This is a genomic window from Sporosarcina sp. Y352, assembly GCF_056786535.1.
The window spans coordinates 246,850-267,396 of the sequence record NZ_JBXCJE010000001.1 but is presented as its reverse complement, the minus strand read 5'-3'; the positions used below and the strand labels follow the sequence as shown (position 1 = coordinate 267,396).

Here is a 20,547-nt window from a genome sequence, read left to right as displayed (position 1 = left end):
GTCGCTCGATTATCTAGTTATTCAGTTTTTCATTTCGAATTACGTGTAAGGCACGACTGAGCATGTATGCATTTTTTTCATTTATTTCTGCTTTTCTAGGAATGGGTTCATAAAGTGGTATGGGGTCTTCCCATGTTGGAACTAAGGTAACTGGAGACTGTTCCTGCCACTTTGACAGCCATTCCTTAGGAAGTGGACCTGTAGGTGCAGATTCATTTTTCATCGCTAACCAGACATGAGCCCAAGCTCTTGGTACGACTCGCCAGATGTCATATCCGCCTCCGCCTACAGCTATCCATCGTCCTTCACAATATTCTTCAGCGATTTCACGTGCAACGCGGGGAATTTCTTTGTAAATGTTCATCGTTCCATACAGATGTGTTAGCGGATCAAAATAATGTGCATCAGCACCATTTTGGGTAAGAATTACATCAGGTTTGAAAAATTCAGTCACTTCTTTCATGGCTGTCCTATAAATGGAAAGGAAAGACTCGTCCTCCGTAAAAGCGTCAATCGGGAAATTGAAGGAAGTGCCATAGCCGGCACCGTTGCCGCGTTCTGTAATCGCCCCTGTCCCAGGAAACAAGTAGCGACCGGTCTCGTGTATGGAGAGTGTACAAACTGTAGGATCATCATAGAAACTCCATTGGACACCATCACCGTGGTGAGCATCGGTGTCAATATAGAGTACACGTGCACCGTATTTGCTTTGTAAATACTTAATAGCAACTGAACTGTCATTGTATACACAAAAACCGGAAGCACGACCATGGAATCCATGATGCAGCCCGCCGCCTAAGTTCAGCGCATATTTAGAACGACCCTGCATTACTTCATCGACTGCTGTCAAAGTACCTCCGACCAACATTGCACTAGCTTCATGCATATTGGGGAAGATGGGGGTATCCTCTGTGCCGATACCATAGATGGGACCAACATCCTCACGCAATTCCCCTTTACCTGCTTTCTTTACAATTTCAATATATTTCTGGTCATGCGCAAGAAGTAACTCTTCATCTGTTGCCATACGAGGCGCAATGATATCGCTTTCCTGAATGGCTCCAGACTTCATTAAAAGGTCGAGTGTCAATAAAATTCTTTTTTGATTGAATGGATGCGTATCTGAAAAAGAGTATTCAAGCTGTTCTTCTGAAAAAATAAAAACGGCATCCTTCTTCATATGTCGATGCCCGGAACATTTGGCCATAAGACATCAAAACCTCTATCCTTCAATCCTTTAATAACTTTAAGTGGATTCATTGAATTAATTCGAATTACGAGAACTTTATTTGCCTCGTTCTCTTTATCAGGGTAGACAAGTACACTCAATACATTTAGATTTTGTTCATGGAAAACTTTCGATACTTCGAAAAGGATACCGGGTGTATTTGGAACCTTAACTTCAATTTGTGAACCTGGTTGGTGAGCACCCGTCAATTCAATGTATTTATATAATAAGTCCGTTTCGGTAATTATACCAACCAGCTTATTGTTTGAGACAATGGGAAGGGAGCCGATTTTATTGTCGTAAAAGATAACAGCTGCTTCTTCAACAAAATCCATCGGGTGACCGATGATAGGATGCTTCGTCATGACTTTCGCTAGTGGTGTATCATAATAACTATTATCCATTATTTCGTAAATTGAAGACGGTACAAACTCTTTCAAGTCACGGTCTGAAACGATACCTACTACTGTACCGTCTGACGACAAAATCGGTAAATGCCGTATTTTCTCTACCCGCATGGTATGTAATGCATCATTTACTGTGTTCTCCGGAGACAATGTAATGACATCTATTTTCATTATTTCTTCAATTAGCATTCATTTACCCTCCCAATTTTCAATACATGAATCGGTTCATAAATCGTAAACCATCAAACTTTTGGACGGAATCTTGATCAATTCTATTACCGATGCGCGCCATCAAACAATTGGCAGGGTGGGAACTAATTTCTGGATCGTCGGTTGCATAGTATTCCAATCCGCCCGCGTTCATCATTTTCTCCATTATTTTTCGGTATTCCCATACGTTAAGCTTCGTACCTTTCAAATCCCAATGCCAGTAATATTCAGTCGTTAAAATGATATAGTCTTCCATCGCATCATCCATCATTGAAACACGCAATAGTGTTTTTCCGACACCAGCACCCCTAAATTTCGGAATGACTTCAATTGCTCCAAGCTCGATTAAGTTTTCAATTTTCCCTTCAGACCATCGCTCCAGGGGATCAGGATATAAATAAGTGACGTAACCTACGATTTGATTGGCGTCACGAACGATAAGAATACGTCCTTCCGGAAGTGCTGCAATCTCAATTAATGCTTTATGTTGCTGAGCAGGAGGCCTGAATGCAACAAGCCCTTCATGAAAGTCGAGACTTGCGAGATAGTCAGCGGTAATAGGTCCTTCAACAACGATATTGCCATTTTTATGTTTAATTTCCATTGCATTATAAGTTTTTATATGTTCCAAATGGATCACCTCCCATTAATTGATTAATCTACTCCTAGTATACAACAAATATGATAAAGAGTAGTCCGCTGATTACAAAGAAGCCGAAACTATTGGAAAAATTAAATTAGTTAGACAGGTAGGTTTAAAGTAAGGTAGAATGATAATTATAAAATGTATTTTGAAAGGGTGTTATGAATGGTTATGAAAACGGTGCCTGTAATTCAGGGAGATTATCAGTTAAGAGATTACGATAGTACAGTCAAGCAATTTAATTGGGCGGATGCTGAGAAAGAATTCAGCTGGTTTGAAAGCGGTCTCATTAATATCGCACATGAAGCAGTGGATCGTCACGCAGATTCTTATAGAAAAAACAAAGTAGCTCTCTATTTCCAAGATGCTAATAGAAAAGAGACATATACGTATAATGAAATGAAAAAAATGTCTAATAAAGCGGCAAACGTATTGCGCAATCAATCCCCTCTAAAAAAAGGCGATCGGATTTTCATCTTTATGCCGCGTTCACCTGAATTGTACTTTTCACTATTGGGTTCGCTAAAGTTGGGTGCTATTGTGGGACCGCTTTTTGAGGCATTCATGGAAGGCGCTGTCTATGACAGATTGTCGGATAGTGAGGCAAGCGCGATCGTTACAACTCCAGAACTTCTTGAAAGAATTCCAGTAGATAGATTACCACATTTAAAGACAATTTTTATTGTCGGTGAGAATGTTGTCGAAGAAGGAATTGTGGTTGATTTTAACAAACATATGAAAGATGCTTCACAGTATTTCCAGGTTGAATGGATGGATAGAGAGGATCCAACACTTCTTCATTACACGTCCGGTTCAACGGGAAAACCAAAAGGTGTCGTGCACGTTCAGGAAGCAATGGTACAGCAATTGCAGACAACACGTTGGGTACTTGATCTGAAAGATGAGGATGTTTTCTGGTGTACAGCAGATCCGGGTTGGGTGACAGGGACAGCTTATGGTATTTTTGGCCCTATGCTTGCCGGAGCTACGAGTCTAATTCTTGGCGGAAGATTCTCCGCTGAGGGCTGGTATGGTGCGATTGAAGAATATGGCGTCACAGTCTGGTACAGTGCTCCGACAGCATTCCGGATGCTGATGGGCGTTGGGGAAGGTCCGTTACGTAATTACGATCACTCAACACTCCGCCACATTCTTTCGGTAGGTGAGCCGCTAAATCCTGAAGTCATCCGCTGGGGGTCTGAAGCATTTAACTTACGCATTCACGATACATGGTGGATGACAGAAACAGGTGCCCAAACAATATGTAATTTCGGATGCATGCCTATTAAACCAGGCTCGATGGGCAAGGCGGTTCCTGGAATCGAAGCGACAATTATTGATGATCAAGGAAACGTTCTCCCTCCGAATCATATGGGGAATTTAGCGATTAAAAAAGGTTGGCCGGCAATGATGCGTCAAATTTGGAACAATAAGGAGAAATATGATTCTTATTTTATTAACGATGAATGGTACGTTTCTGGCGATTCAGCATATATCGATGAGGACGGTTATTTCTTTTTCCAAGGACGAGTCGACGATGTAATCATGACTAGTGGGGAAAGGGTGGGGCCATTCGAAGTGGAAAGTAAACTTCTTGAGCACCCTGCGATTGTCGAAGCGGGTGTTATTGGTAAACCTGATCCAGTTCGCGGAGAGATTATCAAAGCTTTCGTCGCGCTTCATGACGGCTATGAACCTACGGAGGAACTAAAAGAAGACATTCGTCAGTTTGTTAAAAAAGGACTGGCTGCACATGCTGCGCCGCGTGAAATAGAATTTAAGGATAAGTTGCCGAAAACGAGAAGTGGCAAGATTATGCGTCGAGTACTGAAAGCGTGGGAACTTAATTTGCCGACAGGTGACCTGTCGACGATGGAGGACTAATATCAATTTAATTAATAAAAAGAGCTTATCCGCTAGAAATAATAGCGGACAAGCTCTTTTTTGTGAAAAGATTCTATCCGTTTTCCTCGTAAGTAGGTGTTTAGATTACAGGTATGCTTTACATCATTTCTGTTGATTAGCCATTTATTTGCATAAAATGCTAGCGAGAAGAGCTTGTTATAAGTCATTTTCATTGGACTATTTCCGGCCCACTTTCGGCAAATGAATCACGACAGTTTTACCGAGAGGCAAGTGTGGCTAGAAGTGACTCCGTCACTTCTAGCCACACTCTTTAGGGAGGAATTGCAGTTCATTCCCCCTTGGTTATCCTATTTTGAATAATAGCCTACCGCGTACCTACAATATTTAAGTGAAAAATGCAGTTGCTTTAAAAAAAAGAATAGATGAGCTATTTTAAAGATTGTAAGTACCCGAAGATGTAATTTCGGGCACTCTAGTACGTTATACATTGTGTTCTCTGCTAACTTTTAGCAAAGACTATGTGATGCTTTATAAGAAAGTGACACTTCCTTAAACTAAAAAAGAGATATGGTAGTAGAAGGCCTGAGCGGTCAAAATTGTATCTTTGGCCGCTTCTCTCTAGGTGAGCAGTGAGCTATTCTTTCGTCCCGAAAAGCTTCGGAACTTCTTGTAGCCGTGTCTTTGGAGAGCGCAGGATGAACAAACATTATACGATTACGGAAAAAATAAGTAGGGATGCGACGAAGTCACATCCCTACTTATTAAGAAATCTTGATAATGGCATAGAAGTTGTTCAATTCAAAGCAATCTCAAGCAACTATACACGTAGTGCCTAGTGTTTGAATGAATTATTTACTAGTTATTTTTGGTTAATCAACAGAAGTGTCTTTATATATTACAAATCAATCACCAGAATCTCCATCTTCAGCTTCGTCTGCTGGAGGTGTTTCGACCTCATCGTTTTCAGGAGGAGTTGTAACGGGTGGTGGTACGTTTTCAGTAGTAGGAGTTTCAACAACTTCTTCTACGGGTTTAGTTGCACCAATAGTGATTATGTTTGAATCAGCCGAAAGTTTCCCGGTAATATCAACAGCTTTAACTGAATAAGAGCCCGGACCAACAGAAAAAGCATTTGAAGATAAGTCTCTGGTTGTTCCGATTCTGGTACCTCCGCTGTAAACGTAATACCCAATTACGTCATTGGATGGGGAGTTATTCCAGACCAGCGTTGATCCATTTACTGAAACGTTTACAGATGCTGGTGCAATATTATCTGCGTTAAATATAGCTCCCGATACAACTCGCGAGGCAAATAGAGAGTTCGCAGGGAACAATTTTGACGCATCACCTTTTAAAGGCCCAAGCATGCGATTAATATAAACTTGATTCACACCGGTACCACCAGCTGTAATAAATTCGCCAGGCGTAGATGGTAATGCCTGATATCTCGTTCCCTTAACAGATACATAGGATGATGAAGTGATGCTGTCATCAGACTTATTTGGTACCATCACGTTTGCATTAAATAAATCTGTTTTTACGAGCCCTGCTGACGAACACGAGGCAGAAGGGGCTAGACCTGAAATGCCACAGAATGACCTGCTAACAACGCCTTCTGGACGCTTGAACTTCGAAGTAGCACCAATAAGTTCGGGACTAGTTTCGTTTGCCTTATTAAGTAATCGTGCGAAAATTGAAGAGGTACGGGTATTACTTGTCCCATATTTCGCATTTTTAGAGCCTTGTAGTGAAAGTGTTGGATACTTATATCCAATCCATACACCCATTGAAATAGTAGGATTATAGCCGACGATCCAAGCATCGCTATAAGCATCCGTAGTCCCAGTTTTTGCGGCCATATCAATATTGAAATTTAATTTCTTTTTCATATTTGTTCCAGTCCCGGACGTTAAAACATCGCGTAGCATGTCTGTAACTATATATGATGTTTGGGGACTAAATACCTCAACAGGAGTAACTTCACGTTGGTAAACAATATTGCCTTCATTATCTTCGATTTTTTCAATCATGTATGCATCTACAAAATTACCGCCGTTTGCAAATGTTGCGAATGCGTTTGTATTTTCTTCTACTGTAGTCTCTAGAGTGCCTAGTGACAAAGATAAATTTTCATAGTCAGTTTCTTTGAGTTTTGAGAAGTCCATCAATTTAAGAAAGTCAGCAGGTCGTCGATTTATGATGTCGTTGTATAGACGTGCGGTTGCAAGGTTTTGTGATGAAGCAAGGGCTTGTCTAGCAGGAATGATTCCTAATTCTTGGTTCCTAAGGAAATTAACTGGTTTCCATTTATTGATCTCAAACTTAACATCGACGACAGGACTTCCGGCTCCAATCATTCCGTACTCAATAGCAGGTGCAAATACGAGTAAAGGTTTCATCGTGGATCCATTTTGTCTAGGTGCTTGTGTAGCGTGATTAGTTTCTTCTATTTCATGGTCACGACCACCTACAAAAGATAGGATTTTACCAGTGCTGTTTTCAATCATTATTGCACCTACCTGGACAGGATATTTCTCAATCCTGGCTTCACCAGTTTCTTTATCTATTACTTGATCTGTATGGGTATAGCCGTAACCTTCGTATTTTTTCGCTTCGTCATTCATTGCGTTATAAAGTTTTAAATCTACTGTTGAATGGATTCGTAAGCCATCATTTCTCATAGAGCGTTCAGCTAAAATTGAATACTTTTCCCTAACTTTCGACTCTTTTTTTAGTCTTTCGGAATCAATTCCGTCTTTTTCTGCAATGATTTTAGCGAGAATTTCGACTGTGCGGTTCTGTATCTCTTGTGTCAAATAAGGAAATCTTTCATCCGCACGCTGAACATGCTGACGGAAGTCCTTCGTAATGTCATAGGCAACTGCTTCATTATATTCCTGTTCTGTTATGTAGCCCGTTTCCTTCATTCTGAATAGAACGGTTTTCATCCGGTCAATTCCCGGTTGTAAGAACTCTTTATCCTTTGTTCCACCACCACTTTTAAAAGGGGTATATGCGAATGGTGCTTGTGGTAGTCCAGCAATGAATGCAGCTTGCGGTAAATTTAATTTAACAGCCTCAAGGCCGAAAATACCATCAGCTGCTGTTTCAATTCCGGCAATGTTTTGCCCATTTGAATTACGTCCATACGGAATAATATTCAAATAAGCTTCGAGAATCTCATCTTTTTCCATGAAATGTTCAATTCTCATTGCGAGTAAGATTTCTTTCGCTTTTCTTTCATACGATACTTCATTCGTCAGAATCTGGTTTTTAATAAGCTGTTGGGTCAGTGTCGAGCCGCCAGTCTGGCTATCTGAGTTTGAAACGTCCTGGAAAAGCCCGCGAAAAATTGCTTTAGGCACAATACCGTTATGCTCTTTGAAATATTCATCCTCTGTGGCGAATACCGCATCGATGACATAAGGAGATACACTTTCAAGCTTCGTTTCTTTGCGCTCTAAATCAGAGTTTATCTTTCCGATATAAACATTGTTGGCAAGATAAAGTTCGGACGTTTCTTCGTACGTGAAGATTGCATCCCGCATATCCTCTTTAGAGCGAAGCGGTTCTTTGGCTACCAATGAAGCAAAATAACCAGCTCCAACTGAACCGGCAAAAACGGTAAACGTTATACCGACTACTAAGAATATAAGAAAAAGGTTCCAGGTGACACTAGATGATATGCGCATACCTTTTGCCCATTTCGTTTTATTCATTCTGTCCAAATTCTCTTCTATTAAATTAATTCGGTTCTTTTTCTGTTTGCTCAAGTAAATCAACCTCCTGAAATCTATCCTATTATTGCAATAGGCTTGTAAAGTACTGATACATAAGGCTTTCAGGCGTTAAGGATGATGATTTTCCCCCAATTTGCCCCTCGGCTACTAAAATTCTAGGTAGTCCTCAAATTTTTTCATAGAATTTCTCTCGTGGTTGTCCGAAACGTGCAGATACACGTTCGAGATTGTTTGAATATTTTTGTACCCTAAAATTCGGCTCACTGTTTTTATATAGCCGCCAGCCTCTAACAATAATACCGCATGGGTGTGTCTAAGTAAATGAGTAGATTGGCGAGGGGGGAGACCTGCTATTTTGAGTAGCATCATCATTAATTATTGAGGTTGCAAATAATGGAATTCTTTTCCTGTTCCGCTAACCATTACATAATCGGAAACATTATAATGTAGATTCTCTTCCTCGTTGTCGCCTTGCCATTGCTTATACTCTTTTAGTATGCCGATGGTAACGTCATCCAAAAATGTCGTCCTGAGACTGCTGCTTGTTTTAGGTGGGCCTAGACCTGTCTTTGATCTTTGACGGTTTACTGCAAGAGTATTCTTTTCGAAGTCTATCTCGCCCCATTGTAACCCTAATAGCTCGCCACTTCGCAAACTCAACTTGAGTCTATGAAACTTTGAAAGGGTGAGGATTGTAAATCACGAATGGCAATGGCAGCAGGAAAATGAGAGGTTACGATGCGTATTAGCTTTTTACGCCGACAAAGCAAATTGTAAACGAAATAGTACAACGATAATGAATGTGCGGTTTAGCGAATTTGATTGGGATAAGGGTGGAAAAGCGAGAAAAATATTGTATGCACTTGGGTGAATAACAACGCGGCGGTGACAGAGTTGACATCAAAAGGGCTGTAGTAGGGGGCAGTGTTTATTGCTTAGAGAAGGTGAACAATAAAGCCAATCAAAACGAATTTGATATTTCGCTGACTGGCTTTATAGAGTACTGAAATTAGGGTAATAAATATTCCTCCTTTTAATGAGCAGCTTGATCCAAATAATTATTAAGTAATACATCTAATTCTTGACTGCAATTTACTACTTCTGGATGTGTAAATCCTAAATCTTTTGCCTTTTTATACATGTCTTTTCTTTTTAATTCAATTTTAAGTTTTAACATTTCACTTTTCATAATAATTCCTCCATCCAATATTATTAGCTTTATTCAACTGTGAAGTGTGGTTGAGATAAAACACAACTTTTCTATTGTAGCCTACTCAAAGTGTATAGAGTGTCGAATTATGCGAAGAAATAGTGATTTCATAATATTGTCATAAACAAAGAGTTTTATGTTAGGTAAACCGATTTAGTATTGACTTTAATATTTCTATTGGTTAGATGGAGGAGATAACCAAGTGATCGCATATGAAGAAATAATATTGTTAGCAGAACAGATACCGTTCGAGGTACTAAAAGACGTTGAAAGGCGTACTGGAGATTGGCTGGTATCGGGCGGTAAATAGGATGATCCGTATATTTATCAGCAGTTGCGGTATGCGAGACGTTTTGTTTCAAAGTAATTACTATAAACGGCTGCCCTATCAACAATCAGCAGAGTAGTCTCCAAGTTCCTTCGATTCATCGCCCTAGCAATAGTTAAAAGACTTGCCCCGTCCTCCCACATCGCGTAGAACTTGTCCAATTCCCTTTGCTTAAATATCCGATTCACATTGATCCGCTCGTCATCGAAAAGATAATACATGCCCTTCCCAAAAAAGACAGGATTCCTCCCGTCTGGCTGACTGAATTATGACAACAGGAGGGGGCCTGGTGAATAAAGACATTACTTTTATTACAGATACATTATTGTTAGGAATTGGTATAATGGAACTACCAATGAACTGTGTGGTAGTTATTTCTGAGGGTATTGCGATAGTGAGAGAGTTACACCTGACCACGGTGAATATAGGATTGTTACGCATCAAGGGAAAGTACTTTGGATGCGGAGGGAAGAAGGGGAAGAGTTCTGATAACGATATTTATAACATTTCTGTTGGTGTATGGATTTTTGATATTACTATCACTTAACAATAAAATAATTTCTAAAATTATTTGGATACCTTTTTTAGTATTATATTATAAAAAAATATCAACAAAGTCTAGTTTGAAAAGTTTCAAAAATAAAATAATGGTATCCATAATTATTTAGGTATTATTATTATATTTATCAATATCATGATTTGGTTAAACCATGTAGAACAATTAAATCCGAGATTTTATATTTTTATCGGATTAATTATTATTGTTGTTGTTATTTTAAATGGTGAAGAATTAATTCAATCATACATTCGTCCGTTTTTGATTACTTTATTATTACAATTGGCTGGATTATTAAATGTAGCTATATCCTTTTTGTTATTGCCTATTTTAGATAACAATTTTGATATACTTCAAAGTTTTTATAACCTAATGAGAAATAATGAGTTTGCAGAAGAAGAATTTAAAAACCAGTCTAATTTTCTCCTGTTTTATTTATTACTACTTTTGTTTTCTGCTTACCTGACATATACATTGCTCATTAAAGTAATGAAGAGGATTTTTTCTATATTTAAACGTGAAGAACTAATCAAAATACCTAAATCAGATTATAATAAAGTGTTGACGTATCTATCTATCACTTTGATCGTATTTGGATTCTTACCATTACTATTTGACTCAATTACTTTGAGTGCATTGTCTGAGCAGGAAGAAACGGACATGAAAAAATATTTCAATATAAATATTTTTACGTTATTTTTAATAACTATTGTTCCCTACACTTATTTACTTTTAAACAAAAAGAATAAATAAGTCCCCCTGGCCAACCAGAGGACAACGATTGATTACAACATAGCGCTGTGTCATTTGTTGTCCTCGTTTTTATTTCAAAAAAGGAGTGAGTAAAATGAAATCGTTGCGGAGTAAATTGATTGAAAAAGGATTTTCTAGTGTTCGGACATGCGAGATAGAAACGCAGACTATAGAGCTGAGTGCAAGACTAAAGAACGGCTATCTGATAGAGAATGGGCTGAATTGAAGGGGAGTAATCGACAGACCTACAAACGTGGACCAGGCGGGGCAATGCGTAGACGATAAATAGAGGGCGGGGACGGAGAAGCAGACTGAACAGTTGCTAAAGGGCTATCACAGGATGATTAATAGCGTGAAGATCATGCGCGAGGAGCTGAACGATATCTGCGGTAATTTGACGGATCCGTACGGATTAGAGGCAGCTATGCCAAAAGCAGTTGGGGGTCATAGCAATCCTGTTTATCAAGAGTTTTCAAGACGGGAAAAGCTGTGGAAGAAGATTAGTGATTATGAACAAAAAATAAAGATGGGTTAGGATAAATTTCATTTCATTACAATTGACCGTGAGATTGAAGTGTTGCATTGCTTGCTTGAAGGGAAAAGTATGAGATTGAATTGTGGATGGAATTTATTGATTAGTGCATCTGTGATGAGCTTAATTAGAATGAGCTTCAAAAAGAATGGGGAAACAACAAAAATAACCCTTGCTGTTTTACTCTTGGTATAGAGGATTTACACCTTACTTGGCGAATGTTGTAATGGGGGTGAAGAGGTTGAAATACACTACTTATATCACCACTTTACATATAGTGGAGATTGAACGCAGAAGTTTGTTTAGTTTTTCCGATGCCCCGAAAGAACTGTGGTATTGGGAAATTACGTTATGCACCAATGGCCCTGTTACTAAGAGTAGAGCGTATGAACAAAGCAGAGACGCTACAATTCCGTGGACGGAGATACGAAGTGCGAACCCGTTGACGGAAATGATTGATGCATGCAAGAAGTATATGGTGTAGCAATTATTAAGCCTAGGCATCCCACGGGGTGCTTTTTCTATGCCTAAAAATAACGCTTGCTGTATTAGCTGAGAAGTATGATGTTAAACTTGGGACGTTAAAGAGTAGAAAAAGTCGCGAAGCTTGGGTAAGAGGTCCATCAAATATAGATGCAACTAAAAAGAAAAAGGATGCAACCGAAAGAAGCCATTATGGAGTCGGATGATTTAACTGATAAGCAAATGCTTTTTTGTATTCACTACATTAAGAGCTTTAATGCGAAAGGATTCTTATCAAAACAGATGATAGAGAAGACTAATAACTACAAAGAAAATGTTGAAGACTATTGGAATTGGATGTATCGGGGTTTGGTTATTGGTATGGGCGATAATATTTACAATTTGAACCACTTCCAACCGTTGTAGGAACTACCAAATAATGATCCCTCTATCTTCATTTGTGTAAAAAAACAAAATATATCTAGAAATATTGAATTGTAATCTTTCCTGTTATGTCAAATATCAATAATTGCAAGTCGAAAATATTTGACAACTTCTCGATTTCGTTTAGAATGATGGTTATATATATATTCACACCTTGAAAGAGTCGAAGTAGTGTTGGTAGCACCGTTTAGAGAGGCAGCGGTTGGTGAAAGTTGCCCGGTTTACCATTCATGAATTACAGCTCTGGAGTGTGACGCTTACGCGGTGATATTGCGTTTTTAAGTGGAGAAGTAATTCTCAAGCCGGGTGGTACCGCGTTAATACATAATTAACGTCCTTGCATGATTTTTTTATAAATCGTGTAGGGGCTTTTTTAATTTTAGGAGGGAATAGAATGAAAGAAAAATTGATGGAAGATTTAAAGTGGAGAGGTTTATTGTACCAGCAGACAGATGAAGCGGGTCTTGAAGATTTACTGAGTAAAGAAAAAATATCTCTCTATTGTGGTGTTGATCCAACAGCAGACAGTATGCATATTGGGCATATCGTTCCATTGCTCACACTTCGCCGTTTCCAGATGCATGGACATCGTCCGATTTTACTTGTCGGTGGAGCAACGGGGATGATTGGAGATCCATCAGGCCGCTCGGAAGAAAGACAGCTACAAACGACTGAGCAGATAGATAAAAACGTTTCGTCAATTAAAAAACAGATGGAACAGATTTTTGATTTCAATTCGGATAATGGTGCACAAATGGTGAACAACAATGACTGGATCGGTTCAATGAGCATAATCGACTTTTTACGTGATTACGGAAAATTGTTAGGTGTCAATTACATGCTTGCAAAAGACAATGTTGCATCACGTCTTGAAGGTGGTATTTCCTTTACTGAGTTTTCTTATATGCTTATTCAAGGAATTGACTTTAATCATTTGTTCAACAATTATGGTTGTCGTGTCCAAATTGGTGGATCAGATCAGTGGGGTAATATTACGACTGGACTTGAAGTGATTCGTAAAACGCATGAAGAAGAGGTGAAAGCATTCGGAATCACAATTCCACTTGTCACGAAAGCAGATGGCACGAAATTTGGTAAGAGTGCAGGTGGAGCGGTTTGGCTAGATGCGAAAAAAACCTCTCCTTACGAATTCTATCAGTTCTGGATTAATACAGCAGATGCCGATGCCGTTAAATATATGAAGATTTTCACATTCATGGAGCGAGCAGAAATTGAAGCATTTGAAATTACCGTTCAAGAAGAACCGCATTTACGCAAAGCACAATTGAGGCTGGCAGAAGAAATGACGCGGCTGATTCACGGACAGGATGCATTAGACCAAGCAATCCGTATATCAAAAGCATTATTTAGCGGTGAATTGAAAACACTTACTGCGATTGAAATGAAAGACGCGTTTAAAGATGTTCCTTCCTTTGATATGGCTAAGGAAGACAAAAACATCGTGGACTTTCTCGTTGAAGCGGGTGTGTCACCATCTCGACGACAAGCACGTGAAGATGTGACTAACGGAGCGATTTCATTGAACGGGGAACGCGTGACGGATACAGCTCACGAAGTAGGAGCAGTAGATCGTCTGGATGACGCATTTACAATTGTTAGACGCGGTAAGAAAAATTATAAAATGGTGAAATTTGTTTAATTATAGGTATGAATGAAGACCAAATTTGCAAACCTTCAATTCAGCTGGTAATAATATTTCATTAAGGGGCAATTGTTTCGAAGGTTTGGACTTTATAAGGTATACCAAAAGGCTGTTTTCCTAATAATTAGGAAAACAGCCTTTTGCAATTCATACATAGGTAATCCATTTAGGTAACTCCAAATCTTCATATGTTTCAGGATGAATCATTTTCGCTAATTTCAATGCTCCTTCGAGTAAACGCGGAGAAGGTCGACAATACAATTCTTCTTCCATTATTGACATACAATCGTTTTTTACCGCAGCAAGTTCCTTCCATCCTGGCCGTTTTAAAACGACTTCTTTCTTTACTTTATCAGTCCGTACTCCGACCCAGGCGAGAAGAATATAATCAGGTTCTCTTTTCAGCACATCTTCCCAGTCGGTCTGGACACTCGCTAATTCAACGTCCCGGAACTCGTTCAGACCACCGGCAATGGCACTAATCTCAGTCAACCAATTTACTTCACCGGGTGTAAATACAGGTTTCGGCCACCACTCCCAATATAGGCTTGGGGTAAACTCAACTGTTTTTGCCCGTTCTTCCATTTGCTTTATGAATGATATATATTCCGCTTTTATCTGGAGAGCATGTTCTTCGATACCACAAGCTTTACCGACAGATAATAGATCATCTGCGATATCGTTCAAACTTTGTGGATTCAATACGATATGCGGAATTTGACGTTTCACAAGCTCTTCAATATTCTTTTCCATACCGGGTACACTGAGGGAAGCGAGAACCAAATCAGGATTATGTAATTCCAGTTTATCCATATCGATTGATAAGTCTGGTCCAAGCTTCGGTAAAGTATTGATTTCGCTTGGCCAATCGGAAAAGTCATCAATTGCAATAAGCTGATCGATGAGACCGAGATAAGCAAGCAGTTCGGTGTTGCTAGGACAAATCGAAATAATTTTCATATTTAAGCACCTCGTATATCTTAGTATATCATTGTTTATTAGTTAGGAAGTCCATACTCTGAAAAAATAAATAACTGAATTGCCGTTTAATAAAAAAATCGACCAATCCATAATGGACAGGTCGAAGGTTGTTGTTTTAGACTTTAATAAAGTGAGTATATAACCAAATTTAATCTCTTCTTACCATTTCCAAGAGCATATGGGCAAGCATCCCTTGCTCCTCTTTAGAACCGGATTTCCAAAGTTCCATTAGCACTTTTTCTTCACGGTTGCGAGGTTCTTCGTGTTTTGCTAAATAATTTGCAACTAACTCTGTTGTTTTAGTGAGTTTTTCCTCGCTTAACCCCATATTTTCACCTAATTCAACTTTACCTGATAGATATTGCTTGAATCGATTAAAATTCACCAAAATTTCGTCTTTTGTTTCGTTATTGATTTCTGCTAATTCACTCTGCACTTTACTATTAATATCCATTCCACTAGCACTCCCTTTGTCGTTATACATTCATGCTCTACATAATCAAATCGAAGTAAACATGGAAAAGATATGAATAAGTGCTACAGTTTGTGGAGATATTGCATTTTTCATTGTGAATAAATAAAAAAACCCCGGAATCGTTGATGTTACTCAACTTCCGGGGTTTTAGATATTGCTTTATAGAGCAAGTATTAATTAACGTGAGTAGAATTCAACGATAAGTGCTTCGTTAATTTCTGCAGCAAGTTCACTACGCTCAGGGAAACGAACAAATTGACCGACTTTCGTGTCGTTGTTAAATGTAACGTATTCAGGAACATAGCTGTTCACTTCAAGCGCTTCATTTACAACATCAAGGTTTAGAGATTTCTCACGAAGAGAAATTTCTTGTCCTGGTTTAACGCTGAAAGAAGGAATGTCAACGCGTTTTCCATCAACCAGAATATGGCCGTGGTTAACAAGTTGGCGAGATGCACGACGTGTACGTGCAAGACCCATGCGGTATACAATGTTATCAAGACGAGTCTCAAGAAGAATCATGAAGTTAACACCGTGTTTACCAGGCATTTTACCAGCTTTGTTGAAAACCGTTTTGAATTGACGTTCGTTTACGCCAAACATGAAACGGAGTTTTTGTTTTTCTTCTAATTGCATTCCGTACTCGGAAAGTTTTTTACGTTGGTTAGGACCGTGTTGTCCCGGGCCGTAAGGGCGTTTTTCGATTTCTTTTCCAGTGCCTGTAAGTGAAATCCCAAGACGACGGGAAAGTTTCCAAGATGGACCTGTATAACGAGCCATGAAAGACTCCTCCTCTATTGTTGGTTTTATTTTGTTGTAAAATAAGAACCAGATGTGTTCAATTCAAATGCCATTCTATTATCTTGCATCCTCGCCTCCGCAGCCAGGAAGTTACTCGATGCACCTTGTAAAAGGAATAGACTGGACAACCTGAAACACACAACTGCTGCAACTATTTTACACAAGTTTCATCATAACAAGTATAGATCTAAGAGTCAAGCATCATCAATGAAAATGAAAATAAGTAAAATGATTCATATAAAGAAATAGCATCCATAGTTCGAATGGTTTAGAATGAAAGCATACTTATTTGAACTTTCATACAATAGAATGTAAATGTGTGATGCGTTATTATTTGATGAATTTCGATAGACCAAACAACTTAGTGATAATTTTTCGAATATTATGGATAGAGTGTTATATTTAACTGGAGGTAATGGTGGAAATCAACTTGTGTTTAATGATCCAACGTGTGGATCCTTTTCTTGACTACTATTAAATGGTAAACTAAGAGAGGGAATGTGAGCGTCGATAAACTAGGGGGGGAATAAAATGAGCGATAAGAATTTGCATAAAGATACGATCGTCATCCATGAAGGGTATGATGATAAGGCGCACCAAGGTAGTTTGGCAGTTCCGCTATACCAAACATCAACTTTTTCATTTGAAACAGCATTGCAAGGCGAGAACCGTTTTTCAGGTGCTGAAGAAGGTAATATATATTCAAGACTGGGCAATCCGACCGTCCGTGTTCTAGAAGAGCGCATGACAGCACTTGAGAATGGAAAAGGTTCACTTGCGTTCGGTTCAGGGATGGCGGCTGTAAGCACAATTTTAGTTCATTTGACAAAATCCGGAGATCATATTCTTTGTTCGCGCGGTATTTATGGTTGTACATTTGGACTTTTGGGCATGTTGAATCAGAAATACAAAATTACACATGATTTGGTTAGGATGGGTACTGAAGAAGAGATTGAGCGAGCTATTAAGCCTGAAACGGTCTGTATATACATTGAAACGCCTATCAATCCGACAATGGAACTTGTAGATCTTCATGCGGTCGTCAATGTTGCCAAGCGTCATGGGCTTCGCGTAGTCGTTGACAATACCTTCTCTTCACCTTATCTGCAAAATCCCCTAGATATTGGTGTGGATTTCGTTTTGCACAGCGCAACTAAATATATTAATGGCCATGGTGATGTCATAGCTGGTCTTCTCGTTGGAGCGGATAAAGATGAAATAGAAACAATTAGAATGTCCGTTCAAAAAGATTTTGGCGGTATTATCTCACCTTTTGATGCTTGGCTTTTAATCCGTGGCTTGAAAACATTGTCGGTTCGAATGGAGCGTCATTCTGCCAATGCGGAAAAATTGAAAGCTTTTTTAAAAGAGCAAAAACTTGTTGAAGAAATTTATTACCCGTTTGATGAAGACAATCCTCAATATGACATAGCAAAACGTCAAATGCGTGCAGGAGGTGGCCTGATTTCATTTACCATTAAAGGTGGAAAAGAAGGGGCACAGCTGTTTATGAATAGCCTTTCACTTATTAAAATTGCCGTCAGCCTCGGAGATGCAGAGACACTAATTCAGCATCCTTCAACGATGACGCATTCAGTTGTGCCTGTGGAAGAACGGCTGCAAATGGGAATCACGGATTCATTGTTGAGGCTATCAGTTGGCCTTGAACATGCTGAGGATCTCATAGCTGATCTCAAATCGGCATTCTCGATAATGGAAGCAGCAATTACTGAACAAGCTTAAATTGAAAAAACTGCTTTGGCGACCGAATGTACGGTAACCAAAGCAGTTAAAAGGTCAAAGATGTTTTACAAGGGTTTCTACAAATAGTTCAAGGCCCAACCGATCTTGTTCAGTGAAGCGATTCAACTCAGGACTATCGACATCTAGAACGCCTAAAATAAAATCTTTTTTCACAATTGGAATGACAATTTCAGACTGCGAAGCTGCATCGCAAGCAATATGTCCAGGGAAAGCCTCGACATCAGCTACGATAATGGATTCTTTCGTTTCGGCCGCGGTTCCGCAGACGCCTTTTCCAAGAGGAATACGAATACATGCTGGAAGACCTTGGAATGGACCGAGTACGAGTTCACCGTCATCTATCAAATAAAAACCTACCCAATTGATACGGTCTAAAAATTGATTCAGTAAGGCTGATGCATTACTCAAGTTGGCATAGACGTTTTTCTCTCCGGTCAGCAATGCATCTAATTGACCTGCCAGTTGTTTATATTTCAGATTTAAATCCGTAGCATAATTTATTTCTTGAAACAATTAGAGCACCCCTTTTAGTGAATAATAAAATTCAGTATACATATTTAGATGATTATAAACAAACTTTGTTGATTATTTGAGGGGGAAACAGATTTTTCGCTATAAATCATACATATTCGCAACCAATTGTCTTTAAACGTGGTACTATATAGGATAATATCATGGTACAGCGACTCGGACAGGGGGACCACGATGAAAACCTTCATCATAGCTATTATCGCGCTAATCATATTGACGACAATCGCCTTCTTATTCAGGCGTAAACATATCCAAGAAATCGGTCGATTGGAACAGGAAAAATTACAGATTCAGCACAAACCGATTTTAGAAGAGATGACGAAAGTGAAACAATTGAACATGACAGGCGAAACCGAAGAAAAATTTGAACGGTGGCGGACTGAATGGACGGAATTGATGGATATACATATGCCGAAAATCGACACGCTCTTATTTGATGTCGAAGATATGGTTGATCGTTTCCGTTTTAAGAAAGCCACATTGCTGGAAAAAGAAATCCGGGAGAACATTCATTTCTGTGATAAAAAAATGAATGATATCTTATTTGAATTGAACGAGCTTGTCGGCAGTGAAGAGAAAAATCGTATTGAGATGGAAAAACTAAAAGAACAGCATCGTGCAGCTCGCAAATCAGTTCTTGCTCACCAACACTCATTCGGAATGACGGCGAATCCGCTTGAAAAGGAGCTGGAATCATTTAATTCGAAGTTTGAAGAATATGATGAGTTGACTGCTAATGGTAATTACTTATTAGCTCGTGAGATTGTCATTTCATTGGCCGTAAAAGGAAATCGTGTATTTTCACTGATTCATGAAATTCCATCATTACTTTCGGAACTGCAAAGTAAAATTCCAGCATCGATTCGAGAACTTCGAAATGGGACGAGAGAGATGGAAGAGCAATCCTATTATCTACAACATCTTGACTTAAAGAAAAATTTCAGTGCAATTGAACTCGAAATAGAAGAATTGTTGTCGAAAATGGCAGGGCTTCAAATTGAATCTGTACAACAGCGCGCAGCTGAAATGAATGACCAAATTGATTCATTCTATGATGCGCTTGAAAATGAAGTAAATGCAAAGCATTACGTAGATGAATATTACAATCAGATTGCTGAAAGGCTGTATGAAATAACCACATTAACAAGAGAAACGTCGGATGAGGCGGCATTTGTTCAGAAAAGTTACCGATTGGATGAAAAGGAAGCCCAAATTCCACAAAAATCGCTTAACGAGTTGACCAGTCTTGAGAAACAATTTGAAGTACTTACTTCACGTGTTGAGGGGGGTGCTTCTGCCTATTCAATTTTACAGGAAGAATTACAACAAATTTCCGATGTACTTGAACAAATAGCCGATGAACAAGCAAATCTTGCAAATCGTATGAAAAACTTACGAATTGATGAGAACAATGTACGAACTAAACTCAACGAATTATCACGTAAATTACAAAATGCGGATCGGATGCTCCATAAAGGAAATATACCGGGAATACCGGACGATATGGAAGCCCGTCTCGAAGAGGCAGATGAACAAATCTATATCGTGACACAAAGTTTACAGGAAGTACCGCTAAATATGACGCTTGTCGATTCGTATTTGGAGAACGCTGATAAAGCTGTACGTGATGTTAGCGAAAAGGTAGAAGAGATGTTAGAAAACGTGTTGCTTATTGAATGGATTATTCAATATGGAAACAGATACCGTGCCTCAAATCCGGAAGTGCATAGCCGACTGCTGAATGCTGAAGAATCTTTCAGACAGTTTCGTTACGCAAAAGCATTGGAAGAAGCGGCAACAGCCGTTGAAGAAATAGAACCTGGTGCAATGAAACGAATTGAGGAACTTGTAAAAGAACATGTCTAAGGTAAGATTATGAATTACAGAAAAATAGCCACCGGCATTTAATGCAGGTGGCTTTGTCACGCACATAATTGTTTCACTTGAGAGGAA

Annotated in this window: 22 protein-coding genes, 1 pseudogene and 1 other annotated feature; of the genes and pseudogenes, 12 read left to right on the top strand and 11 right to left on the bottom strand. The window is 39.0% G+C overall.

The annotated features are described in order from the left end of the window. Positions 1-13: 13 nt before the first annotated feature. Genes AC1TO6_RS01440 through AC1TO6_RS01430 form a run of 3 tightly spaced genes read right to left on the bottom strand, consistent with a single transcriptional unit; the run spans position 14 to position 2,476 of the window. Positions 14-1,180 (bottom strand): acetoin utilization protein AcuC, encoded by a 1,167-nt coding sequence (locus AC1TO6_RS01440; RefSeq protein WP_482099822.1) that lies wholly within the window; start codon positions 1,178-1,180, stop codon positions 14-16. Continuing rightward, complete coding sequence (locus tag AC1TO6_RS01435; RefSeq protein ID WP_482099821.1) at positions 1,177-1,824, bottom strand: acetoin utilization AcuB family protein; 648 nt, start codon at positions 1,822-1,824, stop codon at positions 1,177-1,179. Before AC1TO6_RS01435 ends, AC1TO6_RS01440 begins: the two co-directional genes overlap by 4 nt. A 19-nt stretch (positions 1,825-1,843) precedes the next feature. Then, entirely contained in the window at positions 1,844-2,476 is a 633-nt protein-coding gene (locus tag AC1TO6_RS01430; protein WP_482099820.1) for a GNAT family N-acetyltransferase, read from the bottom strand. A gap of 177 nt (positions 2,477-2,653) precedes the next feature. Between AC1TO6_RS01430 and acsA the strand changes: the two genes are divergently transcribed. Both acsA and AC1TO6_RS01420 read left to right on the top strand, forming a co-directional pair. Continuing rightward, complete coding sequence (gene acsA, locus AC1TO6_RS01425; RefSeq protein ID WP_482099819.1) at positions 2,654-4,372, top strand: acetate--CoA ligase; 1,719 nt, start codon at positions 2,654-2,656, stop codon at positions 4,370-4,372. 677 nt (positions 4,373-5,049) lie between these two features. After that, positions 5,050-5,190: a hypothetical protein gene (locus AC1TO6_RS01420; RefSeq protein WP_482099818.1), complete on the top strand. Its 141-nt coding sequence runs from the start codon at positions 5,050-5,052 to the stop codon at positions 5,188-5,190. Positions 5,191-5,256: 66 nt separating this feature from the next. Here AC1TO6_RS01420 and AC1TO6_RS01415 read toward each other — a convergent pair whose 3' ends face one another. From AC1TO6_RS01415 to AC1TO6_RS01400, 4 genes are all read right to left on the bottom strand, one after another. Further along, a complete protein-coding gene (locus AC1TO6_RS01415; RefSeq protein ID WP_482099817.1) occupies positions 5,257-8,127 on the bottom strand; it encodes a transglycosylase domain-containing protein in 2,871 nt (956 codons plus the stop codon). 114 nt (positions 8,128-8,241) lie between these two features. Beyond that, positions 8,242-8,460, bottom strand: coding sequence for a tyrosine-type recombinase/integrase (locus AC1TO6_RS01410; protein ID WP_482099816.1), 219 nt, complete (start codon positions 8,458-8,460; stop codon positions 8,242-8,244). Between the two features lie 9 nt (positions 8,461-8,469). Continuing rightward, positions 8,470-8,613: a hypothetical protein gene (locus AC1TO6_RS01405; protein WP_482099815.1), complete on the bottom strand. Its 144-nt coding sequence runs from the start codon at positions 8,611-8,613 to the stop codon at positions 8,470-8,472. A gap of 514 nt (positions 8,614-9,127) precedes the next feature. After that, a complete protein-coding gene (locus AC1TO6_RS01400) occupies positions 9,128-9,283 on the bottom strand; it encodes a Spo0E family sporulation regulatory protein-aspartic acid phosphatase (RefSeq protein ID WP_482099814.1) in 156 nt (51 codons plus the stop codon). Positions 9,284-9,506: 223 nt separating this feature from the next. Between AC1TO6_RS01400 and AC1TO6_RS01395 the strand changes: the two are divergent. From AC1TO6_RS01395 to tyrS, 8 genes and pseudogenes are all read left to right on the top strand, one after another. Next, positions 9,507-9,671: pseudogene (locus AC1TO6_RS01395) on the top strand (DUF6877 family protein). Positions 9,672-9,921: 250 nt separating this feature from the next. Further along, complete coding sequence (locus AC1TO6_RS01390) at positions 9,922-10,179, top strand: hypothetical protein (RefSeq protein WP_482099813.1); 258 nt, start codon at positions 9,922-9,924, stop codon at positions 10,177-10,179. A 147-nt stretch (positions 10,180-10,326) separates the two neighbouring features. Continuing rightward, a complete protein-coding gene (locus AC1TO6_RS01385) occupies positions 10,327-10,941 on the top strand; it encodes a hypothetical protein (protein WP_482099812.1) in 615 nt (204 codons plus the stop codon). 94 nt (positions 10,942-11,035) lie between these two features. Further along, positions 11,036-11,167 carry a hypothetical protein gene (locus AC1TO6_RS01380; protein ID WP_482099811.1) on the top strand — a complete coding sequence of 44 codons (132 nt, stop codon included), beginning with the start codon at positions 11,036-11,038 and terminating at the stop codon, positions 11,165-11,167. Positions 11,168-11,293: 126 nt separating this feature from the next. Then, positions 11,294-11,476: a hypothetical protein gene (locus tag AC1TO6_RS01375; protein WP_482099810.1), complete on the top strand. Its 183-nt coding sequence runs from the start codon at positions 11,294-11,296 to the stop codon at positions 11,474-11,476. A 238-nt stretch (positions 11,477-11,714) separates the two neighbouring features. After that, a complete protein-coding gene (locus AC1TO6_RS01370) occupies positions 11,715-11,957 on the top strand; it encodes a hypothetical protein (RefSeq protein WP_482099809.1) in 243 nt (80 codons plus the stop codon). A 149-nt stretch (positions 11,958-12,106) separates the two neighbouring features. Beyond that, the gene (locus tag AC1TO6_RS01365; protein WP_482099808.1) at positions 12,107-12,361 is read left to right on the top strand and encodes a hypothetical protein; all 255 of its coding nucleotides are present in this window, start codon (positions 12,107-12,109) and stop codon (positions 12,359-12,361) included. Between the two features lie 163 nt (positions 12,362-12,524). Continuing rightward, positions 12,525-12,721 (top strand) — a binding site (T-box leader). A gap of 52 nt (positions 12,722-12,773) precedes the next feature. Next, the gene (gene tyrS / locus AC1TO6_RS01360; RefSeq protein ID WP_482099807.1) at positions 12,774-14,039 is read left to right on the top strand and encodes a tyrosine--tRNA ligase; all 1,266 of its coding nucleotides are present in this window, start codon (positions 12,774-12,776) and stop codon (positions 14,037-14,039) included. 150 nt (positions 14,040-14,189) lie between these two features. On the opposite strand, the gene AC1TO6_RS01355 is transcribed toward tyrS, so the two are convergent. The 3 genes from AC1TO6_RS01355 to rpsD form a co-directional block, all read right to left on the bottom strand. Further along, positions 14,190-15,002 (bottom strand): cobalamin-binding protein, encoded by an 813-nt coding sequence (locus tag AC1TO6_RS01355; RefSeq protein ID WP_482099806.1) that lies wholly within the window; start codon positions 15,000-15,002, stop codon positions 14,190-14,192. Between the two features lie 169 nt (positions 15,003-15,171). Continuing rightward, positions 15,172-15,477 (bottom strand): DUF3243 family protein, encoded by a 306-nt coding sequence (locus tag AC1TO6_RS01350; RefSeq protein ID WP_482099805.1) that lies wholly within the window; start codon positions 15,475-15,477, stop codon positions 15,172-15,174. 198 nt (positions 15,478-15,675) lie between these two features. Further along, a complete protein-coding gene (rpsD, locus tag AC1TO6_RS01345; protein WP_482099804.1) occupies positions 15,676-16,278 on the bottom strand; it encodes a 30S ribosomal protein S4 in 603 nt (200 codons plus the stop codon). Positions 16,279-16,830: 552 nt separating this feature from the next. Between rpsD and megL the strand changes: the two genes are divergently transcribed. After that, on the top strand, positions 16,831-18,042 hold the full coding sequence (gene megL / locus AC1TO6_RS01340) for a methionine gamma-lyase (protein WP_482099803.1): 1,212 nt from the start codon (positions 16,831-16,833) through the stop codon (positions 18,040-18,042). 54 nt (positions 18,043-18,096) lie between these two features. Here the strand turns inward: megL and AC1TO6_RS01335 are convergent, their stop codons facing one another. Next, a complete protein-coding gene (locus AC1TO6_RS01335) occupies positions 18,097-18,576 on the bottom strand; it encodes a GAF domain-containing protein (RefSeq protein WP_482099802.1) in 480 nt (159 codons plus the stop codon). Positions 18,577-18,768: 192 nt separating this feature from the next. On the opposite strand from AC1TO6_RS01335, the gene ezrA reads away from it, so the two are divergent. Beyond that, positions 18,769-20,460 carry a septation ring formation regulator EzrA gene (ezrA, locus tag AC1TO6_RS01330; RefSeq protein ID WP_482099801.1) on the top strand — a complete coding sequence of 564 codons (1,692 nt, stop codon included), beginning with the start codon at positions 18,769-18,771 and terminating at the stop codon, positions 20,458-20,460. The last annotated feature ends 87 nt before the right edge of the window (positions 20,461-20,547 follow it).

Excerpts from the sequence above, each read along its gene's own strand:
- AC1TO6_RS01420 (WP_482099818.1), top strand. The coding sequence starts at position 5,050 with ATGAACAAACATTATACGATTACGGAAAAAATAAGTAGGGATGCGACG.
- acsA (WP_482099819.1), top strand. The coding sequence starts at position 2,654 with ATGGTTATGAAAACGGTGCCTGTAATTCAGGGAGATTATCAGTTAAGA.
- rpsD (WP_482099804.1), bottom strand. The coding sequence starts at position 16,278 with ATGGCTCGTTATACAGGTCCATCTTGGAAACTTTCCCGTCGTCTTGGG.
- AC1TO6_RS01355 (WP_482099806.1), bottom strand. The coding sequence starts at position 15,002 with ATGAAAATTATTTCGATTTGTCCTAGCAACACCGAACTGCTTGCTTAT.
- AC1TO6_RS01350 (WP_482099805.1), bottom strand. The coding sequence starts at position 15,477 with ATGGATATTAATAGTAAAGTGCAGAGTGAATTAGCAGAAATCAATAAC.
- ezrA (WP_482099801.1), top strand. The coding sequence starts at position 18,769 with ATGAAAACCTTCATCATAGCTATTATCGCGCTAATCATATTGACGACA.
- AC1TO6_RS01365 (WP_482099808.1), top strand. The coding sequence starts at position 12,107 with ATGCAACTAAAAAGAAAAAGGATGCAACCGAAAGAAGCCATTATGGAG.
- AC1TO6_RS01380 (WP_482099811.1), top strand. The coding sequence starts at position 11,036 with ATGAAATCGTTGCGGAGTAAATTGATTGAAAAAGGATTTTCTAGTGTT.
- AC1TO6_RS01400 (WP_482099814.1), bottom strand. The coding sequence starts at position 9,283 with ATGAAAAGTGAAATGTTAAAACTTAAAATTGAATTAAAAAGAAAAGAC.
- AC1TO6_RS01410 (WP_482099816.1), bottom strand. The coding sequence starts at position 8,460 with ATGCTACTCAAAATAGCAGGTCTCCCCCCTCGCCAATCTACTCATTTA.
- megL (WP_482099803.1), top strand. The coding sequence starts at position 16,831 with ATGAGCGATAAGAATTTGCATAAAGATACGATCGTCATCCATGAAGGG.
- AC1TO6_RS01440 (WP_482099822.1), bottom strand. The coding sequence starts at position 1,180 with ATGAAGAAGGATGCCGTTTTTATTTTTTCAGAAGAACAGCTTGAATAC.
- AC1TO6_RS01435 (WP_482099821.1), bottom strand. The coding sequence starts at position 1,824 with ATGCTAATTGAAGAAATAATGAAAATAGATGTCATTACATTGTCTCCG.
- AC1TO6_RS01385 (WP_482099812.1), top strand. The coding sequence starts at position 10,327 with ATGATTTGGTTAAACCATGTAGAACAATTAAATCCGAGATTTTATATT.
- tyrS (WP_482099807.1), top strand. The coding sequence starts at position 12,774 with ATGAAAGAAAAATTGATGGAAGATTTAAAGTGGAGAGGTTTATTGTAC.